Below are 17,581 nucleotides of genomic sequence, written 5' to 3' on the forward strand. Positions count from 1 at the left end.
AGCAGTGGCTCTGGTCGCTTTCCGCGGGCGTTGCCTTAGCCGGCGCCAGTACGCAGACTGGCGTCTGTGCGCATCGCGAAGCGTTGCGCAACATCCGGGGTCTTCGGCTAACGCTATTCCCGCAGGAGTCTCCCGACGCCACTGCTGTTTGCCATAGATACAAGAATTTAATTACATATTGGACAGCCTCTTAACTGTTTTTCATATAATACGGGCTGAAACAGGCTGCCTCAGTCCGGGTGGAGTTTTTCTTGCCGTGCGAGCACATCCTCAAAATCTTCCAACGGGCGTTTTCTAGTAAAGTAAAGCGAAACGAAGGCGATAAGGAAGAGGGCAGCCGTCACATAGAAGACAGATGAAATCCCAATGAATCCACTGACGATACCTCCGAACATCGGACCGATGATATTGCCGAAAAAGCGGAAGCTGGTGTTGTAGCCGAGCACTTCGCCCTGCATATCCACCGGTGCCTCCCTCCGGATCAGAGCCGTCGTCACAGGAATGAGCCCGCCGATTGCAATCCCGAACAAGAGGCGAAGGATGACGAGCTGCCAAAGATTTGTGACAAGCGCCTGAGGTATCATCAGCACGAACGTCATCATCAGCAGCACCATCAGGATGCGTTCATATCCATAGGTATCGCCGAGCTGCCCCCACTTTCTCGCAAAGAGAAGGTTCCCGACACCTGCGGCACTGAAGGTGAGGCCGGCGAGAAAGGCGACTTGATTGGCGTCGGTCAGTTCCGCAACATATAACGAAAGAAGGGGCTGGATGCTGAAGTTGCCGATCTGGATCAATGCAGTAATGATCATGATATTCAGCATTAGCCGGTGATTTAAAATGGAGCGGACGATGGTATTTCTGGAATAGACATGGTGACGGTTCTTTTTTTCTTTTTTCTGTTCTTTGATGCCGAAAGCCACAATGAGGGCAGCAAGGAAAATGGCGGATGATGAGATGATAAAGGCCAGTTCAAAGCCGAACGAGTCAGCCAGCAGGCCTCCGAGCGCGGGTCCAAACAATGTGCCGGATACACTGCCCATCTGCAGGGTGCCCAGTGTCTTGCCGGCTTCGCCTTTTGCGGTCTGTGCGCTGATGAAGGCGAGGGAGGTCGGAATGAAGCCGGTCACGATACCCATTGCCAGGCGGAGAAAGAAGAAGGTGTATACATCATCGACAAACCCCATCAAAAACATGAACGCCGAAATGCCGAAGGCGTTGATCATGAGAATCGGCTTGAAGCCGTATTTGTCGCCGATCCGTCCCCAGATCGGCGACATGATAAATGCCGAAACAAAGGTCGCGCCGAAGATGAGTCCGGCCCACTTCTGTACGAAGGCATCGGAATGGTTGCCGAACGTGTCGATGTAAAGCGACAGGAATGGCATGATCATGGTCATCGTGCCCGCGACCAGGAAGTTGGTCACCAGAATGATGATAAAGTTTCGTTTTTGTAAAGACATTTATCGAACGTCCTTTTTATTACGTAGTATCCCCATTATAAAGCATTTCGTAACCCGAAGAAAGTGTCATGACTTATTCATCGTCAGCCGTTATGGCAGTATGTTACACTAATGAACATACTGTACTCCCTCGTGCCGGCCGGCGCGCCCGGAGAAAAGGAGAGATAAGATGTTCCCTCAACTGTCGAACGAAACTGCAGAAAATGAAGCACTTGCGGTCATCCATACAAACCATGGCCCGATTAAGGTAAAGCTGTTCCCGGAACAGGCACCGAAGACGGTCGAGAACTTCCTTACCCATGCCGAAAACGGTTATTACGATGGCATCATCTTCCACCGTATCATTCCTGATTTCATGATCCAGGGCGGCGATCCGACAGGAACAGGAATGGGCGGCGAGAGCATCTACGGTGCCACCTTCGAGGACGAATTCTCGCCGGAGCTGTTTAACCTGCGCGGAGCGCTTTCGATGGCCAATGCGGGACCAGGCACAAATGGCAGCCAGTTCTTCATCGTCCAGGCGAAGAACGTTCCGTCGCAGATGCTTGGCCAGCTTGAAGGTGCGGGGTTCCCGAAAGAGGTTATCGAGGCGTACGCAGAAAAAGGCGGCACCCCTTGGCTTGACCAGCGCCATACCGTTTTCGGCCAAGTAATCGAAAGCATGGATGTAGTCGATGAAATTGCCGCTGTCAAAACCGGCGCGCAGGACAAACCGGTTGAAGATGTCATCATCCAGTCGATTGAAATCCTGAAAAAGTAACCCCTAACCCGGAATCCACACCAAGGAAGTGAATCATCATGGAAGCGGTCCTTCTTATGCCGTTCCTTTATTTTCCGGAGGACAAAACCCTTTATATCCCGGCAGTTGCGTCTTTGCTCGTCTGCATCTTCCTCTGCTACCTGGCTTTCCGCTGGATCAAGAAAAAATCGGCGGAACAGGAAAAAGCAACACACGAGCTCGAGCAGCGTATACTCGCCGAACGGAATGCAAAACAGCCGCCCTCTCATTGAGGCCGGCTGTTTTTTGATGGCTCAGGTGACAGACGCGCTTGCTGATTGCCTCATGGTTTATAGGACGTTTTTCAGCCGATGAACCGAACAAAAGCTCGCGGCTGGAAATCATCCCTTTCTTTTTTTTTCGGCTGTGCTATTATAGCTAATAATAAGTTGAAGAACTGAAAAATAGGTGAGTATAGTTGGAGACCATCGAAATCAATCATTTTGCAGCAGATCTCCTTGGGCGCTGGGATCCGTTCAAGCAGGGGCCGGGTGCCTACGACACCGAGATCGCAGATGTCATTGCAGCTCTCCATGAAGCGGACCATCCAGCAGAACTTGCTGGGCGGATCCGGCTGATCTATGAGCATTCCTATGAACTTTGGATTCCACATGAAGACTGCATGGACATCTCTTATAAACTGATCGCCCTCAAGTATGGGGCGGGATGCCCGCTATAAATGAAAAACCGCCGATTTGGCGGTTTTTTCATGTATTCGCTCATCCCCAGATGGTGGAGATGAAAATCAATATGATGGCAAGCGGGCATACATAGCGGACGAGGAGTCGCCAGGCGGAGGCCTGGAATCCGGAGCCGCCCAGTTCTTCTTCGGTAATCTGGCGGGACAGATAGTAACCCACGAACAGGGAGATGAAGAATGCGCCGATCGGCATGCCGAACTTGGAGACAATTGTATCTGCCAGGTCGAAGAAAGACAGGCCGAACACCTTTACATCCGATAGGACTCCGAATGACAGAGCGCTTGGAATGCCTACCAGGAAGACGATCAGCCCATAAAGAAACGCTGCGCCTCTGCGCCGTTCATATTTGTTTTGGATGCCGATCGATACGGTAATCTCGAGCATCGCAATGCTGGAAGTCAATGTCGCGAATAGCATCAGGATAAAGAACAGCAGCATGAACAGGAAGCCCAGCGGCATCGATTCGAAAATGGCCGGCAGGACGACAAAGACAAGTCCCGGCCCTTCAGCAGGCGATCCGCCGAAAGCGAAGACAGCAGGAAAGATGACAAGGCCCGCGAGAATGGAGATGACGATGTTCAGGACCGCCACACTCCATCCGGATTTCATGAGGTTCTCATCTTTCGGCAAATAGGAAGCATATGTAATCATGCTGCCGATTCCTACACTTAGCGAGAAGAAGGCCATTCCAAGTGCCAGAAGGGCTGTTTCTCCGTTTAAGTAAGAGAAGTCCGGCACGAACATGAATCGGATTCCTTCCATCGCTCCATCAAGCGTGAGGGAGCGGATGGCCAGGATGATGAAGAAAATGAACAGCATCGGCATCATCCATTTGCTTGCCCGCTCAATGCCTCCCTTGATGCCCCGTGACACAATCCAGATTGTCAGGAACATAAAGACAGCCTGGGTAAGGAGTGCCTCACCCGGTCTGGCGATGATCGAGTCAAATAGAGCTCCGAAGTCCTGAGGATTTCCGCCTCCGAACAGGTAAGAGACTGAGCGTACCAGGTACGACAGGATCCACCCGCCGACTACGCTATAGAAGGACAGAACGATAATTGACAGTGCGAAACCGACAAAACCGAAAATTGGCCATGCCGTTCCGGGGGCCAGCCGGCGGAAGGCCGTGACAACATCCGCCTGTCCCCGCCGGCCGATCAGAAACTCCGCAATCAGGATCGGGAGACCGATCATAAAGGTACTTAGGATAAACAGCAAAATGAAGATACTGCCGCCGTTCGTACCGGCCATATATGGGAACTTCCAGATGGCGCCGAGCCCGACGGCACTGCCGGCTGCCGCCAAGATGAATCCGATCTTAGAAGTCCAATTTTCTCGATTTGACATAAATAGTTGATCCCTCCGAAAACTGATTCCCTCATTGTACAACATGTTGCCCAAAAAGAAAGTACGACCATATAACCAATCAGAAATGCAAAATTCAAAATACGGTTGATTTGGTATAATAATGGAAGAGTAAAGAAAAGGGTGTGTGAAATGGGGGAGAAAAACCAAAGTCCTGCGGTGTTTTCCGGGGAACAAGAAATACCGGATTCTCTCAAAGAGGATGTCCGGCGATTTGTCCATCAGTCAGGGATGCCTTATGAAAGGGTAGGGGCAACTGCAGAAGAGGTTATCCGGGTGTCTATGGAAGAACTGACTGACGGAGCGGACGCGCGGGTGATCTTGTTTAGGACTGCCGCAAGAATCATTGAAGAGATTCCGGGCGGAGATGAAACCGAGGGTCTTTTCCGGTTTGAAGAAGACAATCAGCTACACAAGGAAATCCGGAAACTTCCTGTCGGGGTCAGGCTGCCGTTTGTTCTGATGAAGCTCCACGATTTCAACTCTGCAGAAGCAGGGTCTGTTAGCCGGATGACCGCCGACGAAGCGCTGGCAGAGACTGAATCGGGATACCGGATACTCTCAGACGCTGATCCGGATGGTGATCTTGACCGTCAGCTTAGCCTGCTCCGGCGTGCATATGGCCGGATCCGTTATCCGGAACCTGAGGCGGAACAACCTGCCTCGTCTGCGAAAGATCAGGGGACCGACCGGCGAGAAGGAAAACGGTGGTGGGCAGCAGGCGCGGGGCTTCTGGCTGCGGTCGGCCTCTTGATCTCCGCCGCCTTTATCCTCCCGGCATGGGCCGGGCCGGTGGATGCCGCTTACATCAAGAAGCTTGAATCCCGTTTTGCCGAAGAGGAGTCCCTGTTTCAGGAAAAGGTCGGCGCGACGGCTATGGAGATGCGATACCTTTATTTTATTGAAGAAGCAAAGCTTGAGTTCAATTCAAAAATCTCCGAGCTTGAGCGTGCCGTCAAAAACGGGAAAGCGCCAAAAAAGAAAGAGGCTGACCAGGAAGCAGATGAGCTGTTGCGGGTATTTGATCTGCCGTCCGAGATGATCGCGGATCTGCAGAAACGGCCGCTTACCGATGATAAAGCCGGAAGCCAGGCTTTCTTTCAGAGATTTAATAACCGGAAGCATGAACTGGCAATGATTTTTTCCACCCGTTTCACGGAACACCAGGAATATATAAAAGCAGCTGTCCATGACGGGAAACTGGATACCGAAGAGTTTTTCGGAAACGCGGACGACTACCCAGAACCGTTCCGCAAAGCCGTACAACTGATGGATCAAGAAGGATATGGGCTGTCGGGCGAAGTCTGGGCAATCGATGACCAGGTGTACCCGTTATCGGATAATGCACCGGAACTTGGGAAGCACGCGGAAAAACTGGAACCGTCTGTTGCCCGGGTGGCGATGCTCGGGGAAAAGATGGAACCTGCGGCAGATATTCTGAAGCTGTCCCCGGAAGAGATTGCGGAAGTGCTGGACGGCCTGGAAAAGCACATCATAGATCAGAAAGCCGGTGACCCTTGGCACATGCCTGAAGAAATGGCTGTTAATCTTTTTAGGGAAACGGTATTTGGTGGAAGCACAGGGCGGGTATTCGGGGAGGACGGGACAGTTATCCCTGAGCGCAGAGCCATCTGGAAACATTTCGCCTCAAAGCCGGGATCCCATTACGGAAAGCTGATGGGACCGGTTGTTCACGAGATGGAACAATCAGGTTGGAAACGCTCACCCGCCTATAATGTCCTGGCGTCTGATAAATACCATTATGCTCTGATCGGTGCCCGGGACGGCGAGGAACGTGAATCTGCCGTGGAAGTTTTCCAGAGTGTCTATTTGCCGGATGAAGAATATGAGGTGCGTGCAGAAACCTTATATAGCGACCTTGCTGATACGGGAAATCGCTCACTGCTTGAAGGGGAGACCCAAGTAATGATCGCGCTGCTTTCCCTGTTTGCCGCAGAGCGTGAAGACCGGGAAATGATGATACTGCTTTCTGCGGAAAATGACCCGGAGGCTTTGTCTTTGCTGCCGAAAGAGGGGATTTTGGAAGGAGGGCTTGTCGAATTCCAGGAGTCCGCGATTGAACACCATGAAACGGGTATCAGGGCTTCTGTCAACGTTTATTCCGATCAGGGTAACGAGCATAAAATCTGGCTCACCTACACCCCTGAAGGCATCTGGCTCATTGACCGCCAGGACGCTCCTTAATCCCGGCCGCTTTTGCTGTAAGCCCTTCCGTATGGTATAATTTACAATGGCCAAATGGCAGATTCGGAAACCAAAACGATTGGGAGCGGTATTATGGCAGGCAACTATCAAACGGGAGATGTAGTGACCGGCAAGGTGGCGGGTATCCAGCCTTACGGGGCATTTATCGCCCTGGACAAGGACACACAGGGACTCGTCCACATTTCGGAAATCACATATGGATTCGTTAAGGATGTCAATGACTACCTGACAGTCGGGGAAGAAGTGCAGGTGAAAGTGCTCGATATCGATGAAGAGGCCGGCAAGATCAGTCTTTCGCTTCGTGCACTGCAGGAGCGACCGCAGGCACGCCGGGAGGACCGGCCGAGAAAGTCCCTCCAGGACCGCATCGACGAGCGTGAGCCGGACGGATTCAACACACTGCGTGACAAACTGCAGGACTGGATCCGCCAGTCCGGGCAATAATCAATAAAAGCAAGGAAGCCTGACCGGTTACAGCCGGCGGCTTCCTTGCTTTTTTATATCCTATCGGTGAATTTACTCACAATCAGTTCACTGGCCGCCTCTGATCTTCTTCAGATGGTACTGGAGGTTCTGGCGGCTCATGCCGAGTGCATGGGCCGCTTTTGTCACATTTCCATCGAATACATTCATCACCTTAGCCAGATAATACTCTTCGGCCTCCCGCAGATAGGTGTCCAGCGGAAGAAACTCCTGGCCTTCACTCATGACAAAATCCTGGGGCCGCTTGGCCGGGGAGAATTCTTCCTGCACCTTCAGCTTGAAGTGATGCGGCAGGAGGTCATGGGTAATCTCAGTCTCCGTCGTAAGGAGAGAAGTGATTTCTTCTAGCAGCAACTCCACTTCTTTCAGGTTGCCCGGCCAGGTATAGGAGTCGAATGTCTCCCGGACCTCCGGGGACAAGCCTTTGACAGCAGAACCGAACCGCCGGCGGTGGCGGTCCAGATAATCATCGATAAATGGCCACAGATCATCCATCCGTTTTCTGAGCGGCGGAATGTATATCGTAATCGAAGAGAAGAAATAGTATAGCCCTTTGAGCAATGAACCGTTGGCGATCAGGTCGAACGCATCCCCGCCGATACTGGCGATGTACTGCCTGGAGTTATCCCCGAGCGATTCCAGTTCCCTGAGCAGTTCTTCCTGCAGCTTCATCGGCATCAGGTCGATCCGGTCGCAAAAAACCGTACATGTCTGTTCTTTGCCGATCGTCTTCATCGTCCGATGAATGTCCGAAGAATCCAGACCCGGGCAGAAAAGAGTGTAATACGGGCTGTCTGCATGTGCCGAACCGTTGTGCATCGCTCCGGCAAGCAGGTCTTTTCCTGTACCGGTTTCACCGGTCAGCAAAACAGGGAGATGGGCATCGGCGGCTTTTTTGGCGGTCACCACCACGGACTTCATCGCTTCGCTCTTTGCTGTAATGGAGGCGAATGTCACAGTCTCATCGTAGGTCCGGAGCGGCTGATGGACAAACTTCTCCAGGGCAGTCACGTCACGTGCGAGTTCCACCGCTCCAATCATCCCATCAGGGCCCAATACCGGATACGTATCATTCACAGTTGTGATCTCCTGGCCGTTCCGGTTCCAGTACGTCTGCTTGACATTCCGCACCGGCTCTCCGCTCCTGATGACTTTCATGAGCGTGCTCTCGTCCTGGCCGAAGCGGAACATGTCCAGCACACTCCGGTCGGCGAGGTCGTCCAGGTCAAGCCCTTCAATCTGTTTCATTTTTTCATTGTAGATGACGGTCCTTCCATTCATATCAACGGCGTGGATGCCGAGCGCGGCATGCTCCACGGCGAATTCGTAGAAGGGCCATAGCGCGTCCTTTTCGATAGCCATGGTCCACCTCAAAATAGTTTTTTGCGTTTTTCAAACGATTAAGACTTGAAATTCGCAATGATCTTTTGCATTATTATAAGTGTGAAATGAAAAGAGCGCAAATTTTTTTAGCGTCTCAAACATAACCAGGAGGAGGAGTTCAATTGATTCCTTACAAACACGAGCCACTTACGGACTTTTCAAATGAAGAGAACCGCCAGGCATACGAGCAGGGGTTCAAGGTAGTCAAAGAGTATCTTGGGCAGGAAATTCCACTCATCATCGGCGGTGAACGCATCTACACCGAAGATAAGATGGAGAACTTCAACCCGTCCGACCGCGAAGAGATGATCGGATATGTATCGAAGGCGACTCAGGAGCATGCGGAAAAGGCGATGCAGGTTGCGCAAGAGACATTTAAGACTTGGCGCAAAGTGAATCCTGAAGTCCGCGCGGATATTCTCTTCCGTGCAGCGGCAATTGCACGCCGCCGCAAGTTCGAGCTTTCGGCACTTCTTTCCAAGGAAGCGGGCAAGCCTTGGCCAGAAGCGGATGCCGATGTGGCTGAAGGAATCGACTTCCTCGAATATTATGGCCGTCAGATGATCGCCATGAAAGATGGCGTTCCAATCGCGCAGCGCCCGGGTGAAGACAACCGCTTCAACTACATCCCGCTCGGCGTCGGAGTTGTCATCTCCCCTTGGAACTTTGCTTTTGCGATCATGGCGGGTACGGCTGTTGCCGCAGCTGTAACAGGAAACACGGTTCTCCTGAAGCCGGCATCCAACACATCCGTTATTGCCTATAAGTTTGTCGAGCTCATGGAACAGGCAGGACTCCCTGCAGGCGTCATCAACTTCGTGCCAGGATCCAGCCGTGATATCGGTGACTATCTCGTCGATCACCCGAAAACACGTTTCGTCAGCTTCACTGGCTCCCGTGAAGTCGGTGTCCGCATCTTTGAGCGCGCAGCCAAGGTCCAGGAAGGCCAGATCTGGCTCAAGCGTGTGATCGCGGAAATGGGCGGCAAAGATACGATTGTCGTCGACAGCGACGCGGATCTCGAACTTGCAGCGCAGTCGATCGTGAAGTCCGCATTCGGCTTCAGCGGCCAAAAATGCTCCGCCTGCTCCCGTGCGGTCGTCGTCAGCGATGTCTACGACCAAGTTCTGGATCGCGTGACGGAGCTGACGAAGGAACTTACAGTCGGCAATCCGGAAGACTATAACAACTTCATGGGGCCTGTTATCGATAAAGGTTCCTACGATAAGATTCTTAACTACGTTGAAGTCGGCAAAGAAGAAGGACGTCTTGTACTCGGCGGGACAGGAGACGATTCCAAAGGGTACTTCATCAACCCGACAATCTTTGCGGATCTTGATCCTGAAGCACGCATCATGAAGGAAGAAATCTTCGGCCCGGTTGTGGCATTCGCGAAAGCAAAAGACTTCGATGAAGCAATTGACATCGCGAACAACACAGACTACGGCCTGACGGGCGCAGTCATCTCGAATAACCGTTTCCATCTTGAAAAAGCACGTGAGGACTTCCATGTCGGAAACCTTTACTTCAACCGTGGCTGCACGGCTGCAGTTGTCGGTTACCAGCCATTCGGAGGCTTCAACATGTCCGGTACGGACTCCAAAGCGGGCGGCCCGGACTACCTGGCACTGCACATGCAGGCGAAAACTGTTTCCGAGATGCACTGATCAGCAGTAAAGGATTATACTAGAATTATTGGAGGCGGACTGCTCAAGGGCGTGGGTCCGCCTTTTATATGAGGGAGGATGAGAAGGATGACTAAGACACAGCAGATCATCGAACAGACGGACAAGTATGGTGCGAAAAACTACAATCCGCTGCCGATCGTGATTTCCGAGGCGGAAGGGGTATGGGTAAAGGACCCTGAAGGCAACAAGTATATGGACATGCTTTCCGCGTACTCCGCGGTCAATCAGGGACACCGCCACCCGAAAATTATCCAGGCCCTGAAAGACCAGGCCGATAGGGTAACACTCACATCCCGTGCATTCCACAATGACCAGCTGGCTCCTTGGTATGAAAAAGTAAGCAGCCTCACCGGCAAAGGAATGGTCCTTCCGATGAATACTGGTGCCGAGGCAGTTGAGACTGCATTCAAGGCTGCGCGCCGCTGGGCATATGACGTAAAAGGCGTTGAACAGGGCAAAGCTGAAATCATTGTCTGCAATGGCAACTTCCACGGACGCACGATGACTGCGGTGTCCATGTCTTCCGATCCCGAGTATCAGCGCGGATTCGGACCGATGCTGCCGGGCATTGTCCATATCGACTATGGCGATCTTGACGCACTAAAAAATGCGATCAATGAAAACACGGCAGCAATCATCCTGGAGCCGATCCAAGGTGAAGCGGGAATCATCATCCCTCCGGAAGGCTTCTTGAAAGAAGCGCGTGAGTACTGCCGTGAAAACAACGTTCTTTTCATCGCGGACGAAATCCAGGCCGGACTGGCACGCACGGGCAAAATGTTTGCATGCGAGTGGGAGGGCGTTGACCCGGATATGTATATCCTTGGTAAAGCGCTCGGCGGCGGGGTCTTCCCGATCTCCTGTGTCGCTGCGGACGAGGATGTTCTTGGAGTATTCAATCCCGGCTCCCATGGATCGACATTCGGCGGGAACCCGATTGCCTGCGCGGTTTCGATCGCTTCCCTTGAGGTGCTTGAAGAGGAGAAACTGGCGGATCGTGCGCTGGAGCTCGGTGAATACTTCATGGGTGAACTGAACAAAATCGACAACAAAGACATCAAGGAAGTGAGAGGACGCGGACTCTTCATCGGCGTCGAGCTGCACTCCGAAGCACGTCCATACTGCGAACAGCTGAAAGAACTGGGCCTTCTCTGCAAAGAGACGCATGATACGGTCATCCGTTTTGCTCCGCCGCTCGTCATTTCAAAAGAAGAGCTTGATTGGGCACTCGGCAAGATCCGCGAGGTATTTGCAGTATAATTTTTGTGTATGAATTGTGAACTTGGGCCGACATTAAACCGATGAATTATGTTACAATGTTGCCGAGCATCCCATTATGATTTAAAGAGGCGAATCAATACCATGAGTGAGAATACAAACCTTGTTACCTCCACGCAAAAAGTAATACACGAAGCATTGGATAAATTGGGCTACGATGAAGGCATGTTTGACCTTCTGAAAGAGCCAATCCGCATGACTGAAGTCCGGATTCCGATCCGCATGGACGATGGAAAAGTTAAGGTCTTCACTGGTTACCGCGCACAGCACAACGATGCAGTGGGACCGACAAAGGGCGGCGTCCGTTTCCACCCAGGCGTGACCGATGACGAAGTCCGCGCACTTGCCATGTGGATGACGATGAAAGCTGGGATCGTCGACCTGCCATACGGCGGGGGCAAGGGCGGCATCATCTGTGATCCGCGTGAAATGTCCATGGGCGAGCTCGAGCGTCTGAGCCGCGGCTATGTCCGTGCGCTAAGCCAGGTGATGGGGCCTGCGAAGGATATTCCTGCGCCGGACGTCATGACAAACGCACAAATCATGGCATGGATGATGGACGAGTATAGCCGGATCGATGAATTCAACTCCCCGGGCTTCATTACAGGAAAGCCGATCGTACTTGGTGGTTCGCAAGGGCGCGACCGCGCAACTGCGGAAGGCGTCATCATTTCGATCCGTGAAGCTGCAAAGCGTGTCGGCATCGAAGTGGAAGGAGCACGCGTGATCATCCAGGGCTTCGGAAATGCAGGAAGCTACTTGTCGAAGTTCCTTCATGACGCGGGCGCAAAAGTCATTGCGATTTCCGACGCGTACGGAGCGCTCCACAATCCGGATGGACTCGATATCGACTATCTGCTGGATCGCCGAGACAGCTTCGGTACCGTGACGACTCTGTTCGAGGACACGATCACAAATGATGAGATGTTCAAGCTCGACTGTGACATTCTCGTTCCTGCAGCGCTTGAGAACCAGCTCCACGAGGGCAACGCACACGATATCAAGGCGAAGATCGTCGTAGAAGCGGCCAACGGGGCTTCCACGGGTGAAGCAACCAAGATCATGACCGAGCGCGGAATCTTCCTCGTTCCGGATGTTCTTGCAAGTGCCGGTGGTGTTACGGTCTCCTACTTCGAGTGGGTTCAGAACAACCAGGGCTACTACTGGACGGAAGAAGAAGTCCACGAAAAGCTCTACCAGAAGATGACCGATGCTTTCGAGAACGTCTACAACACAGCCAAATCCCGCAATATCGATATGCGTCTCGCTGCTTACATGGTTGGCATCCGCAAAACCGCGGAAGCTGCCCGTTTCCGCGGCTGGGCGTGAGAGGTAACAAGTAAGGACCGTCCCCGGCATGGGGACGGTCCTTTTTCATTTTTCTTCCATCATTCCTGCCGGCGGTCGTGTTTGCCATTCGTATTCGTCATGTTCAATTCTCCGGTGTTGATCCGGTTCATCCCTGAACAAATACCCGAGGCTCACGAGTCCGGCAAGAGCAATGATTCCATAGATGATCTTTGCCATGAGGGCATCCCTGCCACCGGCCAGGTCAGCAACAACATCAAACCCCAACAAAGCTTCCAGTCCCCAGTTAAGGGCACCGATAATGGTGAGGGCCAAGGCAATTTTGCGAAAAGCTTCCATGAGGCCACCTCCTCAATGGTTAGGATGGGCGCGGAAGGCGAATTTTATGCACGCGAATGGTGCAGGAATAATGGAAAACACCGGTTCAACATGAGAAAATAAAACGGAGGAGGCGAGGACATGAATACATTCACATTTCAAAACCCGACAAAGCTGATCTTTGGCGAAGGCCAGATCGAGACATTGAAGGCTGAGCTGCCACAATACGGCAATAAGGTGCTGCTGGTTTACGGCGGAGGCAGTATTAAACGTAACGGCGTCTATGATGATGTCATGGGCGTGCTTGGGGAAATCGGCGCTGAAGTCCACGAACTCTCCGGCGTTGAGCCGAATCCTCGAGTGAGCACTGCCGCAAAAGGTGCAGCCATATGCAAAGAGCAGGACATCGACATCGTCCTTGCTGTGGGCGGCGGGTCGGTCATCGACTGCTCCAAACTGATAGCAAGTGCCGCGAAATACGACGGCGATGCATGGGATCTCGTCACGAGGAAAGCCGTCGCGGAAGATGCTCTTCCGATCGGTGTGGTTCTGACCATTGCCGCAACCGGCTCCGAGATGAATGCCGGTTCTGTCATTACAAATGAAGACACCCAGGAAAAGTACGGATGGGGAGGCCCGTTGAACTTCCCGCGGTTCTCGATCCTGGACCCGGCATACACGAAAAGCGTTCCCGAAGACCAGACTGTCTACGGCATTGTGGATATGATGTCCCATATCTTTGAACAATACTTCAACAATGCGGTCAATACGCCCGTACAGGATGAGATGTGTGAAGGAGTTCTGAGGGCGATTATCCGCACTGCACCCGAGCTCATGGCAGATATGGAAAACACGGAACTTCGCGGAACGATCATGTTCGCAGGAACAATCGCGCTCAACAAGTTCCTGGAGATGGGTTACAGGGGGGACTGGGGAACGCATAATATCGAACACGCGGTTTCTGCAATCTACGATATACCTCATGCAGGGGGTCTGGCGATCCTGTTCCCTGAATGGATGAAATTCAATATCCAAAAGGGTACCCGGCCTGAGCGCTTTGCTCAGCTGGCGATCAATGTATTCGGTGTCGATCCGGAAGGGAAGACAACTGAGGAAACCGCACTGGAAGGTGTTGAGCGGCTCCGCAGCTTCTGGTCATCACTCGGTGCGCCCGAGCGCCTTGCCGATTATAAGATCGATGATACAAACATCGGACTGATGGCGGACAAATCCTATGCAGGCACTCCGGTAGGCCAATTCGCAGCACTTGAAAAGGATGAAATCGAAACCATTTTGAAAAACAGCCTCTAATACAAAAAAGGTTGCCCGGTAGATTGAACCGGGCAACCTTTTTAATTAATGAAGTTTTTTCATGTCTTCCGCAGTCGGGTTGATGCCAAGACCTTCCCGTTTCCATGTTTTGATTCCATCGTCCTCATCAAAAGAAATGGTGACATCTGCAACATTTCGCTGGCTTGCAATCAGATCGAGCAAACGGTCACGGATGTCATCGACCTGTTCGAACGACAAGGTCTTATCGATTTCAGCAACCACTTCCACATGGAGTGATTCGCCTTCCTTGATGACCTCCACTTTCTGAAGGTCCCGGATATCTTTGTCTTCTGCCAAAAGGAAGGCGATATGATTAAGCATTTCTTCATCCGTTTCCCCGATTGCGCCGCGCGCATTTTCCAGAAAGACAATGCCGACGACGTAGAACATCATGGCACCGATCAGAACGGAAGCAACACCTTCAGTCCAGCCAAGGCCGAAAACCTTCGCCAGTACAACGGCGATGAGTGCAAGCAGGCCGCCTGCAGTGGCGACGGTATCTTCCATAAAGACCAGCTTCGTCGCAGGACGCGCATATTTCAGTTTGGCAAAACTGGTGGTAACAGGTGCGAGCGGTCCGCCTTTGATTCCGGCATCATGCAGGATTTCCTTGCCCGCCTTATATAGAACGAAAAATTCCAGAACTGTGGCGATCAGGAGAATGGTGAAACTGATCCAGAAGCCGGTCGCTTCGCCCGGGTGGAAAATGTGATGCCAGCCTTCCTTGATCGTTTCATAGGCCATGATTCCCACAATAACTACGGCGAACAGGCAGACCAGGTTGACGATTCGGCCAAAACCATTGGGGAAACGGGGGGTCGGAGCTTTCTTGGAGAGGGCGGAACCGACAAAGACAAAGTATTGGTTGGCTGCATCGCCGAATGAATGCATTGTTTCTGCGAAAAGGGCGACATTACCGGTGAACAGGAAGCCGGCTCCTTTCATTAGAGCGATAAAGGTATTGACGACGGCTGCCAATAAGGAGGGTTTGTTCCCCTGCTTCAATAAGTTCCAGAATTCCTTCATTGTGCACCTCCGGTTATAGTGTTGCAGAAAGTTCTGCGTTGCTGATGTAGTCCAGTTCGTATAGCCATCCATAGATTTCTGCAGGTTTCACTTTTGGTTGGACGGACAGCCTTAGTTCCACCTCGTGGGTTCGGAGTCCCTTGTCCTGATTATCCATCATCTTCATCCGGACATTTTCAGGTTCGGCACCGTGTACAGCAAGGCAATGGATGAGTTCCTCAATGTTATCCTTGCCGCTGACCACGGTTACGAGCGTGTACTCCTTTACGCGAAGCCTTTTTGGACCCATGATGTTCATGAGAGGGGGGAGGAACTCTACTCCGATCATGACAATGGCCACTGTGATCGCCGCCTCGATGTAAAATTCCGCTCCCACGGCAATTCCGATTCCGGCAGCTCCCCAGATCATGGCAGCTGTCGTCAGACCCGTGATATTGTCATTATCACGCTTCAGGATCACGCCTGCACCGAGGAAGCCGATGCCGCTGACGATCTGGGCTGCCAGCCGGAGCGGGTCCATCGTGATATTGATATCGTCACGGGCCGGTGTGGAATAGGCAGTCTCGATTGAAATGATTGTGAGAAGGCAGCTGAATGTTGCAATGACGACACTGGTCTTCAAGCCGACCGGCTTTCGTTTGAGTTCCCGTTCAATGCCGATGACCAGACTGAGCAACCCCGAAAACCCCAGCTTGAAGAGGACACCGGTCTCAAGAAACGGTGAATTGAACAAGTAATCCATAGGATTCCCCCTTTTCCGTCAGCTATGGGCAGACGGAGCCAATTCATGATAGGCTATATTCTATATTCACTTCCCGCACCGCCGTGAAACGCCGGGAAAGACATTATTAATATAAGAAAGAAGTTGCCTTAAGTGGATAAACCGCCAATTCATCCGTACATTCCGATTATGATCGGTGTCATCACCCTCGCGTTCTCTGCCATTTTCGTTAAGTTGGTTTCGGCGGATTCGGGTGTGACAGCTTTTTATCGGATGTTTTTCTCTGTTCTAATCATGGCGCCGGCTTTTTTGCTTAAGTATCGGCATGAGGTCAAGGCGATTTCAAAAAAAGACTGGCTGTTTTCAGCAGTTGCCGGCGTGTTTCTGGCGTTTCATTTCATTCTATGGTTTGAATCGCTGAATTACACATCGGTGGCAAGTTCGACTGTACTTGTGACTCTCCAGCCGCTGTTTGCTTTTGCGGGTACCTACCTTTTTTTCAAGGAAAAGCTGACGGCCAAAACCATTATCTCCGGAGCAATTGCCATAGGGGGGAGTGTCCTTATCAGTTGGGGTGACTTCCGTCTTGGGGGAGATGCGTTCTTTGGGGACATGCTGGCTTTGATCGCCTGCGGGCTGATCACGGGTTATCTCCTCTTCGGCCAGGATGTCAGAAAGAGAATTTCACTGGTGACCTATACATTCATTGTTTACAGTGTCAGCACAGTTGCAATTTTCTTTTATGTACTTGCCTCAGGAGAAAGCTTCGGACCGTATCCCGCGGCAGACTGGTTCTGGTTTGCGATGCTCGCCATTCTGCCAAACCTTTTTGGCCACACTTTGTTCAATTGGTCCCTTCGCTACGTGAGCACCAATGTCATTTCAATCGCCATCCTGTTTGAGCCGGTAGGCGCGGCCGTGCTCGCCTATTACATCTTCCAAGAGTCGCTGATTACCACGCAGGTTGTCGGAGGGCTGGTCGTTCTGGCAGGGATAACGTTGTTTGTAGTGGACGGGCGGAAAATCAGAAAACTCTTTATTAGAAAAGGGGCTTGATTTCCGCCGGCCCTATCATGTATAGTAGTTCTTGTCCTTAAGGGACGGGCCGACAAAATGGCCTAAAAAAACATCTTGACTCTTTCGGGAGAGGGTGTTAAGATAATAAAGTCGCCAAAAGCCGAAGGGTCTGGCGAGCAACATGAACCTTGAAAACTGAACAGCAAAACGCTGATGAACGAAGTTCCCGGAACCCGACCCCGTCGGGTGAACGGAACGAATGAAATGCCAGTTTTAAAGTATGAGCTTACTCATACTCTCTTTATGGAGAGTTTGATCCTGGCTCAGGACGAACGCTGGCGGCGTGCCTAATACATGCAAGTCGAGCGGATGAAGGAGAGCTCGCTCTCCGGATTCAGCGGCGGACGGGTGAGTAACACGTGGGCAACCTGCCTGTAAGATCGGGATAACTCCGGGAAACCGGGGCTAATACCGGATGGTTCCTTCCTCCGCAT

16 protein-coding genes and 1 rRNA gene are annotated in these 17,581 nt (G+C 52.0%); 11 read left to right on the forward strand and 6 right to left on the reverse strand.

Going from position 1 to position 17,581, the window contains the following annotated elements; genetic code table 11:
• Window positions 1-230: 230 nt before the first annotated feature.
• Window positions 231-1,463, reverse strand: a complete 1,233-nt coding sequence (locus BMX91_RS14780; protein WP_092055914.1) for an MFS transporter — start codon at window positions 1,461-1,463, stop codon at window positions 231-233.
• Between the two features lie 169 nt (window positions 1,464-1,632).
• On the opposite strand from BMX91_RS14780, the gene BMX91_RS14785 reads away from it, so the two are divergent.
• The 3 genes from BMX91_RS14785 to BMX91_RS14795 all read left to right on the forward strand — a co-directional run bounded on the left by BMX91_RS14785 (window position 1,633) and on the right by BMX91_RS14795 (window position 2,920).
• Window positions 1,633-2,223 (forward strand): peptidylprolyl isomerase, encoded by a 591-nt coding sequence (locus BMX91_RS14785; protein WP_092055916.1) that lies wholly within the window; start codon window positions 1,633-1,635, stop codon window positions 2,221-2,223.
• Window positions 2,224-2,261: 38 nt separating this feature from the next.
• A complete protein-coding gene (locus tag BMX91_RS14790; protein ID WP_092055919.1) occupies window positions 2,262-2,474 on the forward strand; it encodes a hypothetical protein in 213 nt (70 codons plus the stop codon).
• 185 nt (window positions 2,475-2,659) lie between these two features.
• Entirely contained in the window at window positions 2,660-2,920 is a 261-nt protein-coding gene (locus tag BMX91_RS14795; protein WP_092055921.1) for a DUF1871 family protein, read from the forward strand.
• A gap of 40 nt (window positions 2,921-2,960) precedes the next feature.
• On the opposite strand, the gene BMX91_RS14800 is transcribed toward BMX91_RS14795, so the two are convergent.
• Complete coding sequence (locus BMX91_RS14800) at window positions 2,961-4,289, reverse strand: sodium-dependent transporter (RefSeq protein ID WP_092055923.1); 1,329 nt, start codon at window positions 4,287-4,289, stop codon at window positions 2,961-2,963.
• 294 nt (window positions 4,290-4,583) lie between these two features.
• On the opposite strand from BMX91_RS14800, the gene BMX91_RS14805 reads away from it, so the two are divergent.
• Window positions 4,584-6,512 carry a hypothetical protein gene (locus tag BMX91_RS14805; protein ID WP_143059396.1) on the forward strand — a complete coding sequence of 643 codons (1,929 nt, stop codon included), beginning with the start codon at window positions 4,584-4,586 and terminating at the stop codon, window positions 6,510-6,512.
• Between the two features lie 93 nt (window positions 6,513-6,605).
• Entirely contained in the window at window positions 6,606-6,977 is a 372-nt protein-coding gene (gene yugI, locus BMX91_RS14810; protein ID WP_092055929.1) for a S1 domain-containing post-transcriptional regulator GSP13, read from the forward strand.
• An 87-nt stretch (window positions 6,978-7,064) separates the two neighbouring features.
• On the opposite strand, the gene BMX91_RS14815 is transcribed toward yugI, so the two are convergent.
• Entirely contained in the window at window positions 7,065-8,378 is a 1,314-nt protein-coding gene (locus tag BMX91_RS14815; protein ID WP_092055931.1) for a sigma 54-interacting transcriptional regulator, read from the reverse strand.
• Window positions 8,379-8,521: 143 nt separating this feature from the next.
• Here BMX91_RS14815 and pruA point away from each other — a divergent pair, with 143 nt between their 5' ends.
• The 3 genes from pruA (at window position 8,522) to BMX91_RS14830 (ending at window position 12,694) form a co-directional block, all read left to right on the forward strand.
• A complete protein-coding gene (gene pruA / locus BMX91_RS14820; RefSeq protein WP_092055933.1) occupies window positions 8,522-10,066 on the forward strand; it encodes an L-glutamate gamma-semialdehyde dehydrogenase in 1,545 nt (514 codons plus the stop codon).
• 87 nt (window positions 10,067-10,153) lie between these two features.
• The gene (locus BMX91_RS14825; RefSeq protein ID WP_092055935.1) at window positions 10,154-11,347 is read left to right on the forward strand and encodes an ornithine--oxo-acid transaminase; all 1,194 of its coding nucleotides are present in this window, start codon (window positions 10,154-10,156) and stop codon (window positions 11,345-11,347) included.
• Between the two features lie 102 nt (window positions 11,348-11,449).
• The gene (locus BMX91_RS14830; protein ID WP_092055937.1) at window positions 11,450-12,694 is read left to right on the forward strand and encodes a Glu/Leu/Phe/Val family dehydrogenase; all 1,245 of its coding nucleotides are present in this window, start codon (window positions 11,450-11,452) and stop codon (window positions 12,692-12,694) included.
• A gap of 45 nt (window positions 12,695-12,739) precedes the next feature.
• On the opposite strand, the gene BMX91_RS14835 is transcribed toward BMX91_RS14830, so the two are convergent.
• Entirely contained in the window at window positions 12,740-13,012 is a 273-nt protein-coding gene (locus tag BMX91_RS14835; RefSeq protein ID WP_092055939.1) for a DUF378 domain-containing protein, read from the reverse strand.
• 120 nt (window positions 13,013-13,132) lie between these two features.
• Between BMX91_RS14835 and BMX91_RS14840 the strand changes: the two genes are divergently transcribed.
• Window positions 13,133-14,302 (forward strand): iron-containing alcohol dehydrogenase, encoded by a 1,170-nt coding sequence (locus tag BMX91_RS14840; RefSeq protein WP_092055942.1) that lies wholly within the window; start codon window positions 13,133-13,135, stop codon window positions 14,300-14,302.
• A 45-nt stretch (window positions 14,303-14,347) separates the two neighbouring features.
• Here BMX91_RS14840 and BMX91_RS14845 read toward each other — a convergent pair whose 3' ends face one another.
• The gene (locus BMX91_RS14845; protein WP_092055945.1) at window positions 14,348-15,349 is read right to left on the reverse strand and encodes a cation diffusion facilitator family transporter; all 1,002 of its coding nucleotides are present in this window, start codon (window positions 15,347-15,349) and stop codon (window positions 14,348-14,350) included.
• 13 nt (window positions 15,350-15,362) lie between these two features.
• Window positions 15,363-16,091 carry an MgtC/SapB family protein gene (locus BMX91_RS14850; RefSeq protein ID WP_092055947.1) on the reverse strand — a complete coding sequence of 243 codons (729 nt, stop codon included), beginning with the start codon at window positions 16,089-16,091 and terminating at the stop codon, window positions 15,363-15,365.
• Between the two features lie 132 nt (window positions 16,092-16,223).
• Here BMX91_RS14850 and BMX91_RS14855 point away from each other — a divergent pair, with 132 nt between their 5' ends.
• Entirely contained in the window at window positions 16,224-17,126 is a 903-nt protein-coding gene (locus BMX91_RS14855) for a DMT family transporter (protein ID WP_092055950.1), read from the forward strand.
• Between the two features lie 261 nt (window positions 17,127-17,387).
• A 16S ribosomal RNA gene (locus tag BMX91_RS14860) occupies window positions 17,388-17,581 on the forward strand; the annotation flags it as partial.

Origin of the sequence: Bhargavaea ginsengi (genome assembly GCF_900109165.1) — a bacterium.
Classification (GTDB): Bacteria; Bacillota; Bacilli; order Bacillales_A; family Planococcaceae; genus Bhargavaea; species Bhargavaea ginsengi.